The 15,134-nt window shown below is 67.2% G+C and carries 16 protein-coding genes; 4 read left to right on the top strand and 12 right to left on the bottom strand.

The genetic code is table 11. The annotated features are described in order from the left end of the window. Positions 1–180 precede the first annotated feature (180 nt). The 6 genes from purL to aroQ all read right to left on the bottom strand — a co-directional run bounded on the left by purL (position 181) and on the right by aroQ (position 6,758). Positions 181–2,403 carry a phosphoribosylformylglycinamidine synthase subunit PurL gene (purL, locus tag SPHI_RS14545; RefSeq protein WP_076745684.1) on the bottom strand — a complete coding sequence of 741 codons (2,223 nt, stop codon included), beginning with the start codon at positions 2,401–2,403 and terminating at the stop codon, positions 181–183. A gap of 102 nt (positions 2,404–2,505) precedes the next feature. After that, positions 2,506–3,951 (bottom strand): phospholipase D-like domain-containing protein, encoded by a 1,446-nt coding sequence (locus tag SPHI_RS14540; protein ID WP_076745683.1) that lies wholly within the window; start codon positions 3,949–3,951, stop codon positions 2,506–2,508. Further along, positions 3,948–4,268 (bottom strand): arsenate reductase family protein, encoded by a 321-nt coding sequence (locus tag SPHI_RS14535; RefSeq protein ID WP_076745682.1) that lies wholly within the window; start codon positions 4,266–4,268, stop codon positions 3,948–3,950. The genes SPHI_RS14540 and SPHI_RS14535 overlap by 4 nt, the downstream gene beginning before the upstream one ends. A 173-nt stretch (positions 4,269–4,441) precedes the next feature. Further along, complete coding sequence (gene accC, locus SPHI_RS14530; RefSeq protein WP_076745681.1) at positions 4,442–5,794, bottom strand: acetyl-CoA carboxylase biotin carboxylase subunit; 1,353 nt, start codon at positions 5,792–5,794, stop codon at positions 4,442–4,444. A gap of 1 nt (position 5,795) precedes the next feature. Further along, positions 5,796–6,275, bottom strand: a complete 480-nt coding sequence (gene accB / locus SPHI_RS14525; RefSeq protein WP_076745680.1) for an acetyl-CoA carboxylase biotin carboxyl carrier protein — start codon at positions 6,273–6,275, stop codon at positions 5,796–5,798. Positions 6,276–6,311: 36 nt separating this feature from the next. Then, positions 6,312–6,758, bottom strand: a complete 447-nt coding sequence (gene aroQ / locus SPHI_RS14520) for a type II 3-dehydroquinate dehydratase (RefSeq protein ID WP_076745679.1) — start codon at positions 6,756–6,758, stop codon at positions 6,312–6,314. Positions 6,759–6,835: 77 nt separating this feature from the next. Between aroQ and thiS the strand changes: the two genes are divergently transcribed. Beyond that, positions 6,836–7,843, top strand: coding sequence for a sulfur carrier protein ThiS (thiS, locus tag SPHI_RS14515; RefSeq protein ID WP_076745678.1), 1,008 nt, complete (start codon positions 6,836–6,838; stop codon positions 7,841–7,843). Positions 7,844–7,893: 50 nt separating this feature from the next. Here the strand turns inward: thiS and SPHI_RS14510 are convergent, their stop codons facing one another. The 3 genes from SPHI_RS14510 to SPHI_RS14500 all read right to left on the bottom strand — a co-directional run bounded on the left by SPHI_RS14510 (position 7,894) and on the right by SPHI_RS14500 (position 10,165). Continuing rightward, complete coding sequence (locus SPHI_RS14510) at positions 7,894–8,502, bottom strand: DedA family protein (protein WP_076745677.1); 609 nt, start codon at positions 8,500–8,502, stop codon at positions 7,894–7,896. 148 nt (positions 8,503–8,650) lie between these two features. Further along, complete coding sequence (gene gshB / locus SPHI_RS14505) at positions 8,651–9,604, bottom strand: glutathione synthase (RefSeq protein WP_076745676.1); 954 nt, start codon at positions 9,602–9,604, stop codon at positions 8,651–8,653. A gap of 189 nt (positions 9,605–9,793) precedes the next feature. Further along, positions 9,794–10,165 carry a YraN family protein gene (locus tag SPHI_RS14500; protein WP_076745675.1) on the bottom strand — a complete coding sequence of 124 codons (372 nt, stop codon included), beginning with the start codon at positions 10,163–10,165 and terminating at the stop codon, positions 9,794–9,796. 254 nt (positions 10,166–10,419) lie between these two features. Here SPHI_RS14500 and SPHI_RS14495 point away from each other — a divergent pair, with 254 nt between their 5' ends. Continuing rightward, positions 10,420–11,718 (top strand): MFS transporter, encoded by a 1,299-nt coding sequence (locus SPHI_RS14495; RefSeq protein ID WP_076745674.1) that lies wholly within the window; start codon positions 10,420–10,422, stop codon positions 11,716–11,718. Between the two features lie 43 nt (positions 11,719–11,761). Here the strand turns inward: SPHI_RS14495 and rsmD are convergent, their stop codons facing one another. Together rsmD and SPHI_RS14485 are read right to left on the bottom strand one after the other, a co-directional pair. Then, complete coding sequence (gene rsmD / locus SPHI_RS14490) at positions 11,762–12,301, bottom strand: 16S rRNA (guanine(966)-N(2))-methyltransferase RsmD (RefSeq protein WP_076745673.1); 540 nt, start codon at positions 12,299–12,301, stop codon at positions 11,762–11,764. Next, on the bottom strand, positions 12,301–13,683 hold the full coding sequence (locus SPHI_RS14485; protein WP_076745685.1) for a pseudouridine synthase: 1,383 nt from the start codon (positions 13,681–13,683) through the stop codon (positions 12,301–12,303). Before SPHI_RS14485 ends, rsmD begins: the two co-directional genes overlap by 1 nt. A gap of 108 nt (positions 13,684–13,791) precedes the next feature. Between SPHI_RS14485 and SPHI_RS14480 the strand changes: the two genes are divergently transcribed. Both SPHI_RS14480 and SPHI_RS14475 read left to right on the top strand, forming a co-directional pair. Then, the gene (locus SPHI_RS14480; protein WP_076745672.1) at positions 13,792–14,253 is read left to right on the top strand and encodes a response regulator; all 462 of its coding nucleotides are present in this window, start codon (positions 13,792–13,794) and stop codon (positions 14,251–14,253) included. Between the two features lie 60 nt (positions 14,254–14,313). Next, positions 14,314–14,769: a DUF983 domain-containing protein gene (locus SPHI_RS14475; protein WP_076745671.1), complete on the top strand. Its 456-nt coding sequence runs from the start codon at positions 14,314–14,316 to the stop codon at positions 14,767–14,769. A 29-nt stretch (positions 14,770–14,798) separates the two neighbouring features. Here the strand turns inward: SPHI_RS14475 and SPHI_RS14470 are convergent, their stop codons facing one another. Further along, positions 14,799–15,041 (bottom strand): hypothetical protein, encoded by a 243-nt coding sequence (locus tag SPHI_RS14470; protein WP_076745670.1) that lies wholly within the window; start codon positions 15,039–15,041, stop codon positions 14,799–14,801. Positions 15,042–15,134: the final 93 nt, after the last annotated feature.

Here is a 15,134-nt window from a genome sequence, read left to right as displayed (position 1 = left end):
CCCCCCTCACCCCGGCCCTCACCCCGGCTCAGGGCCGGGGTGAGGGGGGAGGGGGGTTTTCCTCTCTCCGTTCGTCCCGAGCGCAGTCGAGGGACGGGCCACGGACGCTTGTTCTCGTGGCCTGTGCCTCGACTTTGCTCGGCACGAACGGTGGTGGGTGGGCTGGCGGCGTCGTGCGGATCAGACCGCCAGCGCCACCTCGCCGCGCATCAGCTTGGGAAAGAATTCCTCGTGCGCGGTGCGCAGCGCGTCGAGCGACACGACGTCGTCGCGGTTCGGGCGCTCGAAGATCAGGCGCTTGCCGCCGGTGCGGCCCATCGGTTCTGCCTCGACGCCGGCGTCGAGCGCGGCGAGGAGGAAGTCCGACAGCGCGTGATCGTTGACGGTGACGATGTACACGCCCTGATCCTCGGCGAAGAAGCTGGGTGCGCAGCCGAAGGGCTGCTTGCGGTCGATCATCGCGCCGATGTTGCCGGCGAGCGCCATCTCCGCGATCGTGACGGCGATGCCGCCGTCGGAGACGTCGTGGACGGCGGAGAGCTGGCCCTTGTCGATCGCGGCGCGGATGAGGTCTCCGGTCGCTTTCTCCTTGGCGAGATCGACGCGGGGCGGGGGGCCTTCCTCGCGGCCGTGGACTTCGCGCAGCCACAGCGTCTGACCGAGATCGCCGCGGCGGGTGCCGACCGCGAGGATGACGTCGCCGGTGCCCTTGAAGGCGATGGTGGCGGACTTGGTCCAGTCCTGCATCAGGCCGACGCCGCCGATCGCGGGGGTGGGGAGGATGGCGCTTCCGCCGCCGGTGGCCTTGCTCTCGTTGTAGAGGCTGACGTTGCCGGAGACGATCGGGTAGTCGAGCGCGCGGCAGGCCTGCGCCATGCCGTCGAGGCAGCCGGTGATCTGGCCCATGATCTCGGGGCGCTGCGGGTTGGCGAAGTTGAGGCAGTTGGTGATCGCGAGCGGCTTGGCGCCAACCGCGGTGAGGTTGCGCCAGGTCTCGGCGACGGCCTGCTTCCCGCCCTCGACCGGGTCGGCGTAGCAATAGCGCGGGGTGCAATCGGTGGTCATCGCCAGCGCCTTTTGCGTGCCGTGGACGCGGACCACCGCGGCGTCACCGCCGGGGCGCTGGACGGTGTCGGCGCCGACCATGTGGTCGTATTGCTCCCAGATCCAGCGGCGGCTGGCGATGTCGGGCGAGCCCATCAGGGTGAGGAGATCGGCGGCGATGTCCTTGCACTCCGGCACGTTGACCAGCGCCTTGGCCGGCGGGGTGGGGACGTGCGGGCGATCGTACAGCGGGGCCTCGTCGGCAAGCGGGGCGAGCGGGATGTCGCACACGGTGTCGCCGTGCCACTTCAGGACCATGCGGCCGGTGTCAGTGACATGGCCGATGACGGCGAAGTCGAGCTCCCACTTGCGGAAGATCGCCTCGGCAAAGGCTTCGCGGCCGGGCTTGAGGACCATCAGCATGCGCTCCTGCGATTCGGAGAGCATCATCTCGTAGGGGGTCATGCCCTCTTCGCGCTGCGGCACGTCGTCCATGATCAGCTCGATGCCGACGCCGCCCTTGGACGCCATCTCGACCGAGGAGGAGGTGAGGCCGGCGGCGCCCATGTCCTGGATCGCGACGATCGCGTCGGAGGCCATCAGTTCGAGGCAGGCCTCGATCAGCAGCTTCTCAGTGAAGGGGTCGCCGACCTGGACGGTGGGGCGCTTCTCCTCGGCATCCTCGCCGAAGTCGGCCGAGGCCATGGTGGCACCGTGGATGCCGTCGCGGCCGGTCTTCGACCCGACATAGACGATCGGATTGCCGATGCCGCTGGCGGCGGAATAGAAGATCTTGTCCTGATCGGCGACGCCGACCGTCATCGCGTTGACGAGGATGTTGCCGTCATAGGCGGGGTGGAAGTTGACCTCGCCACCCACCGTCGGGACGCCGACGCAATTGCCGTAGCCGCCGATGCCGTGGACCACGCCCGAGATGAGGTGGCGCATCTTGGGGTGATCGGGGCGGCCGAAGCGGAGCGCGTTGAGGTTCGCCACCGGGCGTGCGCCCATGGTGAACACGTCGCGCAGGATGCCGCCGACGCCGGTCGCCGCGCCCTGATAGGGCTCGATGTACGATGGGTGATTGTGCGACTCCATCTTGAAGATCGCCGCCTGACCATCGCCGATGTCGATCACGCCGGCGTTCTCGCCAGGGCCGCAGATCACCCAGGGCGCTTCGGTCGGCAGCTTCTTGAGATGAATGCGGCTCGACTTGTAGCTGCAATGCTCGGACCACATCACCGAGAAAATGCCGAGCTCGACGAGGTTGGGCTCGCGGCCAAGCGCGTGGAGGACGCGGTCGTATTCCTCGGGGGACAGGCCGTGCTCGGCGACGATCTCTGGCGTGATGGCGGTCATGCGCGCGCGATAGCCGGGGTATGCGCCGGTGTCACCACATCGGTGTGGCAGAAGAAGTGGGATGCCGGGTCAAGCCCGGGATGACGGGGTAAGGGGCGAGGCTCAGGCCTTGTGGCGGATGCGGTTCCTGAGGCGGCCGAGGAGGGGGCGGCGGGCGGATAGTGGCTCGAACATCTCGTCCGGGCCTTCGGGATCAAGGATCTTGTTGTCGGCGAGCCATTCCTCGACCGCGTTCAGATCGGGCACTTCGTAGGGCACCAGCGTCTTACCCTCGCCGCGCAGGGCCTCGATCGCGCCGATCAGGCCGTGTTCGGCGACCGCCGCGGTGACGGCCGATGGCTCGACCGCGAGATGTTCGGCGATCAGATCGTTGCGAATCGCGGCAATGCGGGCGCTATCCTGCTCGCCGCCCTGTTCGATCGTCACGTCGCATTCGGTATCGAGGCGAAGCGAGCGATTGTTGAAGTTGGACGAGCCGACGCGGATCACCTCCTCGTCGATCACCAGCACCTTGGCATGGACGTAGATCGGCGTGCCGCCGGCGGTGTGCGGATGGTACATACGAAGCCGGTTGTGGACGTCGCACTTCTTGAGCGCCTGAAAGATGCGCGCGCGAGCGGTGTCCATGGCGATCGGTTCAAGCCAGCCCTGCGCCTGGACGGGATTGATGATGACGATTTCGGGACCATCGGGTTCGCCCAGCCTGCGGGCGACCGCCTCAGCGACCCGCCGAGAGGCGAAATACTGGCTTTCGGCATAGATGCGCCGCTTCGCGCGGGCGATCAGCCACACGTAAAGGTTCTCGATTTCGCGAACCGATTCCTGCTCGCCATATTCGGGTTGGGAGCGCGAAATCGCAACATCCACATCGTGGAAGTCCGGCTTCAGGTCCATCGGCCAGCAATCGGACTGGCCCACTGGTGGGACGATCGGAGCACCGCCCGCGAGGCGCCAGCGCGTGCGGCACAAGTCTCCCAGTGCAGCTGCGACCGGACCCTCCAGCGCGGTCGTGGCATCATGCCATGGCTTGTTCGGCCAGCCATGCGGCGACACGCGGTGCGGATCGTCGTCGCGATGCTTGCGCGTGTCCCAACGCTCGTCCGTCATGTCGATGCCGCCGCAGAAGGCGAGGCAATCGTCGATCACGACGATTTTCTGGTGCTGCGATGCGCCGATCGGATGGTAGCCATCGAGCAGAAGGTGAATCCGCTTGCGCAGAAAGCGCCATTTGGTGAGCGTCAGCAGCGTCTTGCCGCGAAACAAGGTCTTGAAGGCACCCTTGTCCCAGCGGAGGATGTGGACGTTGAGATCGGGGCGGCGCTTGACCAGCCAGTTGATGAACTCACCCACCTCCGTGGGAACACCTGGCGGCTCGTCTTTCCAGGCGAGGCGGATGCGGGCGTCGAAATCCCAGCCGACCAGCAGGATCTGCTTTTCCGCCTTCATCATCGCGGCGCGGGCGAGGCGGAAATAATCGTCGGCATCGACGATCACCGCCGCGCGGTTCGCGCGCTCGATCCGCCAGCGCGTATTTTCCGGCAGGCTCACAGGATGGCGTGGACGCGTTCGGGCGGGCGCGCGAGAACGACCCCTTTCTCGGTCTCGACCAGCGGGCGTTCGATGGTGGCGGGGTCGGCGGCCATGAGATCGAGCGCGGCATCGTCGCTGGCGGCCTTTGGGGCGTCCTTGCGGAGCGCGTCACGTGGGGCGAGGCCCGCGCGGGCGTAGAGGCGGGCGAGTTCGTCGCGGGTGGGCGGCGTCTTGAGATATTCGACGATCGTGACGTCGGCGCGGGCCTCGTTGAGCAAGGTGAGCGCTTCGCGGGACTTGGAACAGCGCGGGTTGTGCCAGATCGTCGCCTTCAATGCTGCCCCCTGTTGTGATCGGTGCGTCTTCGCAGGCTATTGTGAAAAAGCTGCGTCGTCTGCTCTATCGTCATGCTGGGTCTGTCCCGGCGTCCACCGAGCCGCATACCCTTGGCAGGAGAGTGCGCGGCGCGGTGGATGCCGGCACAAGGCCGGCATGACGGAAGAAGGGATCAGGCGTCTTGCTTGGCCAGCCACTCCTCCAGCCACTTGATCGTATATTCGCCCTGCTGGAATTCGGGATCCTCGAGCAACGCCTGGTGGAGCGGGATGGTGGTCTTCATCCCCTCGATCACGAATTCCTCCAGCGCGCGGCGCAGGCGGCGCAGCGCACCCTGGCGGGTAGTGCCGTAGACGATCAGCTTGGCGATCATGCTGTCGTAATAAGGCGGCACCTTGTAGCCGGCGTAGAGGCCCGAATCGACGCGGACGTGCATGCCGCCGGGCGCGTGATATTGCTTCACCAGGCCGGGCGAGGGCGCGAAAGTGCGCGGGTCCTCGGCATTGATGCGGCATTCGATGGCGTGGCCGCGGAACACCACGTCTTCCTGGCGCAGCGTCAGCGGATGGCCTTCGGCGATGCGGATCTGCTCGCGGACGAGATCGAGCCCAGTGATCGCCTCGGTCACGGGGTGCTCGACCTGAAGGCGGGTGTTCATCTCGATGAAGTAGAACTCACCGTTTTCCCACAGGAACTCGATCGTGCCCGCGCCGCGATAGCCCATGTCGGCCATCGCCTTGGCGACGATGCCGCCCATGCGATCGCGCTCTTCCGCGGAGATAACGGGCGAGGGAGCTTCCTCCAGCACCTTCTGGTGACGGCGCTGGAGCGAGCAGTCGCGCTCGCCGAGGTGGATCGCGTTCCCGCTGCCGTCGCCGAACACCTGGAATTCGATGTGCCGCGGGTTGCCGAGATACTTTTCCATATAGACGGTGGCGTCGCCGAACGCGGCCTTCGCCTCGCTGCCGGCCTGGGCCATCAGCGTGTCCATCTCGTCTTCGCTCGGCACGACTTTCATGCCACGCCCGCCGCCGCCGGAGGCGGCCTTGATCAGCACGGGATAGCCGATGTCACGCGCGAGGCGCTTGGCCTCCGCCGAATCGGTCAGTGCACCGTCCGAGCCGGGAACGAGCGGCAGGCCGAGCGCGCCGGCGGTGCGCTTCGCCTCCACCTTGTCGCCCATGGTGCGGATGTGCTCGGGCTTCGGGCCGACGAAGATCAGCCCGTGCGCCTCGACGATATCGGCGAACTTGGCATTCTCGCTCAGGAACCCGTAGCCTGGATGGATCGCATCCGCGCCGGAGATTTCCGCCGCCGAGATGATGTTGGCGATGTTGAGGTAGCTCTCGGCCGCCGACGGCGGGCCGATACAGATCGCCTCGTCGGCGAGTCGCACATGCATCGCGTCGGCGTCGGCGGTGGAGTGCACCGCGACGGTCTTGATGCCCATCTCGTGGCACGCGCGATGGATGCGTAGCGCGATTTCGCCGCGGTTGGCGATCAGGAGCTTCTTGATCTCTGGCATGTTACTCGACGACCACCAGCGGCTGGTCGAACTCGACCGGCTGGCCGTTCTCGACCAGGACCGCCTTGACCGTGCCCGCGGAAGGCGCGGTGATCGGGTTCATGACCTTCATCGCCTCGACGATGAGAAGCGTGTCGCCGGCCTGGACCTGCTTGCCGACCGAGGAGAAGGGTGCCGCGCCGGGTTCGGCCGCGAGATAGGCGGTGCCGACCATCGGCGAGCGCACGGCATTCGCATAGCTCGGCTCGGCAGCGGGCTGGTCCGTCGGCAGCGCGGCGACGGCGGTATGCGCCGGTGCCGCAGGTGGCGGCGGTGCGTGATAAACGGGCGCGGCAGCGTTGGCGGCCTTGCGCGCCACGCGGATGCGGCGGTCGCCGTCTTCCACTTCGATTTCGGTAAGCTGCGTCGTGTCGAGCAGCTCGGCAAGCTGGCGAACGAGATCGACGTCGACCTTCATCGCTCCATGTTCCTTATCGGCCATTGCGACCCTTTCCCCTTTGACAGGGCGCGCGCTGTGTCAGATGCGCGCCGCCGCTTCAAGCGCGAGCAGGTACGACAGCGCGCCGAACCCGGCGATTGTTCCACGTGCGGCACGGCCGATGAACGATACATGGCGAAATTCCTCGCGCGTGTGTGGGTTGGACAAATGCACCTCGATCACCGGGGTGCGGACGGACTTGATCGCATCATGGATCGCGATCGACGTGTGGGTAAAGGCGCCGGCGTTGAGGATCACCGCCTTGGCCCCTTGCGCCTGCGCTTCGTGGAGCCAATCGACCAAATGGCCTTCGTGATTCGACTGGCGCATGTCGATCTCATGGCCGAGCTCACGGGCGCGATCCTCGAGCTGGCCGGCGATGTCGTCGAGCGTGTCGTGGCCGTAGATCTCCGGCTCGCGCGTGCCGAGCAGGTTGAGGTTCGGGCCGTTCAGGACGTAGATCAGATTCTTCGGGATCGGGGACAAGCGGGGCTCCTTGCTTGAACGACTTGTGCGCCAAGCCTAGTTGGATGGCAAATTTCCTCGCCTCCCCAAAGGACGTCATGCCCCATACCGATGGAACCGTATCGATCACCGTCAACGGCGCGCACCGCCGCGTCGCCGCCGGGCTGACGCTGGCGCAGCTCGCGACCGAGCTGGGGCTGGTGCCGGAGAAGGTGGCGGTGGAGCGTAACCTCGAAGTGGTGCCGCGCTCGACCCTGACGCAGGTCTGCGTCGAGGATGGCGACGATATCGAGATCGTGCATTTCGTCGGCGGCGGCGATCATGGCGCCGCGGTGGATACCGACAGCTGGACCGTGGCGGGCAAGACGTTCCGTTCGCGGCTGATCGTCGGGACGGGCAAGTACAAGGACTTCGCGCAGAATGCCGCAGCGCTCGAGGCATCGGGGGCGGAGATCGTCACCGTCGCGGTGCGGCGGGTGAACGTGTCCGATCCGAACGCGCCGATGCTGACCGACTTCATCGATCCGAAGAAGTTCACCTATCTGCCCAATACCGCGGGCTGCTTCACCGCGGACGAGGCGATCCGCACGCTGCGGCTGGCGCGCGAGGCGGGGGGATGGGATCTCGTGAAGCTGGAGGTGCTTGGGGAGGCGCGCACGCTCTATCCCGACATGCGCGAGACGCTGAAGGCGACCGAGGTCCTCGTGAAGGAGGGCTTCAAGCCGATGGTCTATTGCGTCGACGATCCGATCGCCGCGAAGCAGCTGGAGGAAGCCGGCGCGGTGGCGATCATGCCGCTGGGTGCGCCGATCGGATCGGGGCTGGGCATCCAGAACCGCGTAACGATCCGGCTGATCGTGGAGGGCGCCAAGGTGCCGGTGCTGGTCGATGCGGGTGTCGGCACGGCGAGCGACGCGGCGGTGGCCATGGAGCTTGGCTGTGACGGCGTGCTGATGAACACCGCGATCGCCGAGGCGAAGGAGCCGGTGATGATGGCCGCGGCGATGAAGGCTGCGGTTGAGGCGGGGCGCCTATCGTATCGCGCGGGGCGGATGGGGATCCGGCGCTATGCCGATCCGTCTTCCCCGCTGGCCGGGTTGATCTGAGGCGTTCGCCAAATGTCATGTCACCCCAAACTTGATCCGGGGGGCTGCTTTCAGCCCCGCTCGGCGTGAGGTTTCCAGGTGATCACGCGATACGCATAGGCACCGATCACCAAGACCGTCGTCGCGATCGCTACGGGGCCGACATAGCGGTCGAGTTCTTCGAACCGGGAGCCGAGCAGCAGGCCGGCCGCGGCGAGCATGGTGTTCCAGATCGCGCTGCCGACGAAGGTGAAGAGCAGAAATTTCCACAAGGGCATCTTCGCCATCCCGGCCGGCAGCGAGATGATCGTGCGGAAGGTCGGCATGAAGCGGAAGACGAAGATCACCCAATGACCGTGCTTGTGGAAGAAGCGGTTCAGGCGTTCCACGTCCTGCCAGTCCATGGTCAGCCAGCGCTGGTGTCGCTCCACGAAGGGACGGAAGCGGGCGACGCCCATGCGGCGGCCGATTTCATACCAGAACATGTTGCCGATGGTGGTGCCGGCGGTGCCCCACAGGATCAGCGGCACCAACGCCATGTGATCGCGCGCGACCGCCATGCCGCCCAGCCCCATGATCACCTCTGAGGGCACGGGCGGGACGACGTTTTCAAGCGCCATCAGCAGGAAGATGCCGAGATAGCCGCCGCGGGCGATCCATTCGATGATGAAGTCGGTCATGCGAGGCGTGCGATCCGATAACCTACCCCGTTCGTGTCGAGCGAAGTCGAGACACGGTCACGAACGGTGCGCTCGTGGCATGTCCCTCGACCTCGCTCGGAACGAACGGGTGAGGTGAGTGACTGGATAACGAACGGGCGGACGTCGTTCAGCGTTCCGCCACGCGGCGCTCGATCGCGTCCCAGATGAGGCCGGCGACGTCCGTGCCATCGAACCGCTCAATCGCGACGATGCCGGTGGGGGAGGTGACGTTGATCTCCGTCAGCCATTCGCCGCCGATCACGTCGATGCCGACGAAGATCAGCCCGCGCCGCTTGAGCTCAGGCCCGAGTGCTTCGCAGATCTCGCGCTCCTTGGCGGTCAACTCAGTCTTTTCGGCCGAGCCGCCGACCGCGAGGTTGCTGCGGAACTCGCCTTCGCCGGGCAGGCGGTTGATCGCGCCCGCGACCTCGCCATCGACCAGCACGATTCGCTTGTCGCCCTTCGCCACGTCCGGGAGGAATGCCTGCACCATGTGGGGCTCGCGCCACGTCTGGTTGAAGACCTCCATCAGCGCGGACAGGTTCTCGCCCTCCGCCCCGACGCGGAAGATCGCCTTGCCGCCATTGCCGTGGAGCGGCTTTACCACGATCGCGCCATGCTGCTTCAGGAAGGCGCGGGCCTCGTCGAGCGAACGGGTGACGAGCGTCGGCGGCATGAAGCGCGCGTAATCGAGTACGAACACCTTTTCGGGCGCGTTGCGGACGCTGGCCGGATCGTTAGCGACCAACGTCTTGTGCGCGATTCGCTCCAGCAGGTGCGTGGCGGTGATATAGCCCAAATCGAAGGGCGGATCCTGGCGCATCAGCACCACGTCCGCCTCGTCACCGAGATCGAGGCTGATGGGGTCGCCGGCGGTGAAATGATCGCCCTCGACGCGTTGCACGGTGACGGGGCGTGCCTTGGTCCAGAGCCGGCCGTCGGACCAGTTGAGGTCCTCCGCGGCATAATGAAACAGCTTGTGGCCGCGCTTCTGCGCCGAGAGCATCAGCGCGAAGCTGGAGTCGCCCGCGATGTTGATTGATTCGAGCGGGTCCATCTGGACGGCGACGGTGAGGGGCAAGACGGGACCTCCGGGCTGATGTGCGTGGGGGAGGTAAGCGTGCCGTGCCTTGTTGTCACCCGCCACACCCTCCGCCGTTCGTCCCGAGCAACGTCGAGGGACAGGCTACGCGCGCTCCCTCCGTGGCATGTGCCTCGACTTCGCTCGGCACGAACGGGGTTGGTCCGTTAAATACGGACGGACCGGGAGCTAACCGATCCAAGCATTCTCGATGTGGCGCGGGCGGGTGCCGGGGGCTAGCAGGATCACGTCGACGCGAATGTCCTCGCCATTGGTGGCGTAGCGCGGCATGAGATATTCGGCCGCCGCTGCAACGCGCGCCAAGCGGCGCTGGTCGATCGCGAAATCGAGTTCCGCCGCGCTGGCGCGGGTCTTTACCTCGACAAAGGCGATGAGCGCGCCGCGCTTCGCCACCAGATCCACTTCCCCCGCGGGTGTGCGAATGCGGCGGTCGAGAATGCTCCAGCCCTTGAGGCGCAGCCACCAGGCCGCGAGTCGTTCGCCGCGACGACCGGCGGCTTCTGCGGTTCGGCGCTGATCGGTGTTGCGGGTCGGGCGCATCGGCCCAGTTTGCGGACTTGTCCCTACGCGGCAAGAGGCGGCGTCGCATGAAAAACGGGGCGGCTCGTCCGGAACCGCCCCATAGTTCAGGGTGCACCGGGAGGGAAACCCGGCGGCAGGCTCCGCAAGGGGGAGGAGCGGAGCCAACGCTCGCGATGTAGGTGGCCGATGTTGCTGTTCCGTGTCCGGCGGGCACGGTGTTGTTGCGCGCCAGCAATGTTGACGCGCTGGAGGCGCGGGACGAGAGGAGGGGCATGACCACGATCGCCCCTGCTGCCAATTCACCCCGCCGTGTGTTGCTGGCGAGCTTCGTCGGCACCGGCGTCGAATTCTACGATTTTTACATCTACGCCACCGCCGCGAGCCTCGTCTTCGGGCAGGTCTTCTTTCCGGTTGCCGAGCCGGGCATGCAGCAGATGGCGAGTTTCGCGACCTTGGCAGTGGCATTTTTCGCGCGGCCGGTCGGCGCCGCCTTCTTTGGCCACTTCGGTGACCGGATCGGGCGCAAGTCGACGTTGGTCGCCAGCCTGCTGACGATGGGGCTGTCGACCACATTGATCGCTTTCCTGCCGACCTATGCGCAGGCGGGCTGGTGGGCGCCGTTCATCCTGTGCCTGTTGCGCTTCGGCCAGGGTTTTGGGCTGGGCGGCGAATGGGGCGGGGCGGCGTTGCTGGCGGTGGAGAACGCGCCGCCGGGATGGCGCGCGCGGTTCGGCTGCGCGCCGCAGATGGGCGCGCCGGCGGGGTTCATCGCCGCCAATGGCTTGTTCCTGCTGCTCGGCCTGTGGCTGACGCCGGAGCAGTTCCGCGAATGGGGCTGGCGCATCCCGTTCCTGGTCAGCGCGCTGCTGGTCGGGCTGGGGCTGTGGATCCGCCTTAAACTGACCGAAACGGCGGAATTCGCCGCGGCGCTGGAGGAAGCGCCGCCGCCTGCGGTGCCGCTCGCCGAGTTGCTGCGCAGCCACGGTCTGGTGACGCTTGCGGGCACGATCGGGGCGATCGCCTGCTTCGCACTTTACTACATCACCACCGCCTTTGCGCTGGGGTATGGCACCAAGACGCTGGGCTATTCGATGCAGTCGATGCTGCTGGTGCAGCTTGGCGCGATCCTGTTCATGGCGGTGGGGATCTATGCCTCGGCATGGCTGGCGGACATGCGCTTCGACGAGCGGCGCGTGCTCGCGGGCGGCTGCGTCGCGGTGGTGCTCGCCGGGTTTTTGCTGGGGCCGATGATGGGCTCTGGGTCGCTGGCGATGGTATTCGCTTATCTCGCGCTGGCGCTGCTGCTGATGGGCTTTGTCTACGGCCCGCTCGGCGCGTGGTTGCCGGGGCTGTTTCCGCCGCGAGTGCGCTACACCGGCGCGTCGATGGCGTTCAACATCGCGGGGGTGCTTGGCGGCGGGCTGACGCCGCTGTTCGCGCAGGCGTTGGCGGAGAATGTCGGACTGGCGGCGGTGGGCTGGTACGGCAGCGTCGCGGCGGGGCTGAGCCTGGTGGCGCTGGTCGCGACGCGGCCGCGGGCGCGAGTGCATGCGGTGGTGCTGGAGCCGTGATCATACCGTCACCCCGGATCAAGTCCGGGGTGACCAGAAGAGTTTAGGCCAGGCGCAGCAGGGTCAGGCGGGCCTTGCCGTGAACGCGGGTGGCGTCGATCGTGAAGCCGGCGACGTCGATTTCCTCGCTCTTCGCCGTTTCGATGCTGATCCAGGTTGCCGGTCCGGCCCAGCCTAGCCGCCCGAGCTTGTCGAGCGCCACCGCGCCGGCGCCAGTGCCGTAGGGCGGGTCCATCATGATGAGGTCGAGCGGGGCGCGGGCGGGGCCGAGCGCAAGCACGCTCCCGGCCCGGACGTCGGCGTTCTTGGCCGAGAAGGTCGCAATGTTGGCGCGCAAGGCGTCGAGCGCGGCGCGGTCCTGCTCGACGAACAGGCACGAGCCGGCGCCGCGCGACAGCGCCTCCAGGCCGAGCGCGCCGGAGCCGGCGAACAGGTCCGCCACTGCCAGCCCCTCAAAGCTGCCGAGGCGGCTGGCGAGCATCGAGAACAATGCTTCGCGGGTGCGGTCGGCGGTCGGGCGGGTCGCCTCCCCCTTAGGCGCGACGAGCGGACGGCCGCGCCATTCCCCGGCGATGATGCGCATCAGCGGCTGCTCCGCGGACGCGGTGGGCGCGGTGTGCGAGGGCCAGTGGGCCTAGGCGTACCAGGCGCCGATCCGCCCGGCCTTGCGCCACCCGGCTTCGATCCGCCGGACCTGGATCCCGGCGCGCGCGGGCTGTCGCCGCGCGGCGGGCGCGGGCGGTCAGCACCGGGACGCTCGCCGCGTGGGCGGTCTTCAGCGGAGCGGTTCCCGCGCGGGCGATCCTCACGGACGCGATCGTCGCGGGGACGATCCTCACGCTGGCGATCCGAGCGCGGTCGAGCGCCACGTTCAGATGTGGGACGATCGGGCGAACGCGACGATGCCGGGCGAGGATTAGCTCCGCGTGGGGCGGCGGCTCGTGGCCCGGCCGCGCGGGCGGGTGCCTCCGACTCGCCGCGTTCCGAACGAAAGGCTCGCGTGCGCTCGTTACGGGCGCTGCCGGCGCGTGTCGCGACGGAGCCGTCGGCGCGGCGGCGCGGCTCGTTCTTTGCCGCGGCCGGACGGGCCCGAGCCGGTCGCTTCATCCGGCCTTCGGGTTCGACCTTCGGCATGGCGTCGACTGGCGGCGCGATCGGTTCGGGCGTGCGGCGGCGGGCGGGCTGCGGCAATTCGCGCCGGGTCGGATCGGCGCTGAAGCTCTCCACGTCATGCCGGCGCACTTCGCCGATCTGCCCCGGCGCAAGATCGCCGAGCACGAACGGGCCATAGCGCGTGCGGATCAGGCGACTGACCTGAAGGCCGAGATGCTCAAGCACGCGGCGCACCTCGCGGTTCTTGCCTTCCTTGAGGATCATCTCGATCCACAGATTGGCGCCGGTGCGCCGTTCGATGTTGGCGTCGATCGAACCGTAGCGGACACCCTCGATCTCGATGCCGTGGATCAGTTCCTCGAGCTGCGGCTGGCTGACCTGGCCATAAGCGCGGGCGCGATAGGCGCGCTCGACGCCAGTGGCGGGCAGTTCCAGCTGCCGCTTCAGTCCACCGTCGGTGGTCATCAGCAGCAGGCCCTCGGTGTTCAGATCGAGCCGGCCGACCGGCATCAGCCGCGGCAGGCCCTTGGGCAAACGATCATAGATCGTCGGGCGACCGGCCGGATCGCGCTCCGTCGTCAGCACGCCGGTCGGCTTGTGGAACAGGAAGAGGCGCGCGGGTTCAGCCTCGGCAACGGGATTGCCATCGACCGTCACGCCCTCCAGCGAGGGGAGGAGGGTGGCGGGCGTGTCCAGGATTGCGCCGCCGAGCCCCACTCGCCCCTCGGCGATCATCCGCTCGATCTCGCGGCGTGAGGCGACACCGGCGCGGGCGAGCAGCTTGGCGATACGGTGCAGGGCAGGCGAATGCGGGGGCGAGGGCGGAGACCCGGCGCGCTTATTGATCGGCATGACGCGCTGATACATCGCTTGTCGACGCAGCGTGAAAATATTTGCGACTCTGCGGGCTCGCCGACGTTATCGATGCGTGGCGCGTAACGACTGGCGTGGATCAGGCAGATGATATTCGGGCGGAAGAAGAGGTCAATCGTCCGGCTCCTCGTTGTGGAGGACGAGCCGCTTGTCGCCTTTGACACGGAATATCTGCTGACCGGCGAGGATTATGAAATCGTCGCCACCGTCGATCGCGTCGCCGATGCAGTGGCGGTGATCGCGGACGGGCAGGACATCCATCTGGTGCTCGCCGATCTAGCGCTAGGGGACGGCAGCGGGATCGACGTGGCACGCGCAGCGCAGGAGCGCGGCATCCCGGTGATGTTCGTCACCGGCAATTGCCCTGGCGAAGCGGAGGCGTTCGCCGCCGGGTGCTTATCCAAGCCGTACGCCCCGCGCGATTTGCTGGCGGCGATCGTCGCGATCGAAGCGGCGCGGGAGGGCAGGCGGCTGCGACGGCTGCCCAACGGGTTTCGATTGTTCGCCGCCATGTCGACCCCCGTCGAACCGGCGCAGATCGCCGGGTGAGGGCAGAATGGGACAATATGTCTAATCGACTGGCGGCCGGTACATGCCTAGCTTGAGCACATGACGGAGAAGCTCGATCCTGTCGTGCCGGCCGGCCGGGATGATGACAAGCTGCGCTGGATCCTGCGTAGCGGGTGGAAGGGCTTGTGCCCGCGGTGCGGCAAGGGCCGGATGTTCCAATCCTGGCTCAAGATCGTGGATCGCTGTGATAATTGCGGCCTCAATTACCGCTTCGCCGCGCCCGATGACGGGCCGGCGTTCTTCTCGCTGTGCATCGTCGCGCTGCCGCTGACCGCCTTTGTGGTGTGGCTTCAGGTGGCGTTCGACCCGCCGGCCTGGGTGCATCTGATCACGTCGGTGCCGATCATGGCGCTGGGCACGGTGCTGCCGCTCAGGCCAATCAAGGGCTGGCTGGTCGCGTCCCAGTTCGTGAACCGGGCGCAGGAAGCGGGGACGCAGAAATTGTGGTCGCAACTGCACGGGACCGACGAAAAGACCAACGATTTCGATCAGTAGGTATCCTCCCCGGAACGGGGAGGATATGATCAGTTCACCCGCGGATCGACCGCGATGTCATCCGGGCCGTCGGTTTCGCTGAATCTCGCTTGGGCGTCGTGTGGTTCGACCGGTTGGCCGTCGTCAACTGCTTCGCCGCGGACGGCGGCGGCACCTTCGATGTCGGTGCGGGCGGCATCGTCGTGTGCCGCGGGCGGGCTGTCCACTGCGGTTTCGGGCTGATCCTCGGGCAGGCTGTCGGGGTGGGGGTCGCCGCTGCGCTGATCGGTCATCTCAGATGCTCGGCTGTGTCGTTGCGGGATCGGTGCCGGGGAGGCCGGGCGCGGGCTGGTCGAAGTCGGGCGCAGGGGGCGTCACCTCGGGCG

The organism is Sphingomonas jeddahensis (assembly GCF_001981525.1).
Classification (GTDB): domain Bacteria; phylum Pseudomonadota; class Alphaproteobacteria; order Sphingomonadales; family Sphingomonadaceae; genus Sphingomonas; species Sphingomonas jeddahensis.
This window is presented reverse-complemented; position numbering and strand designations above follow the sequence as displayed.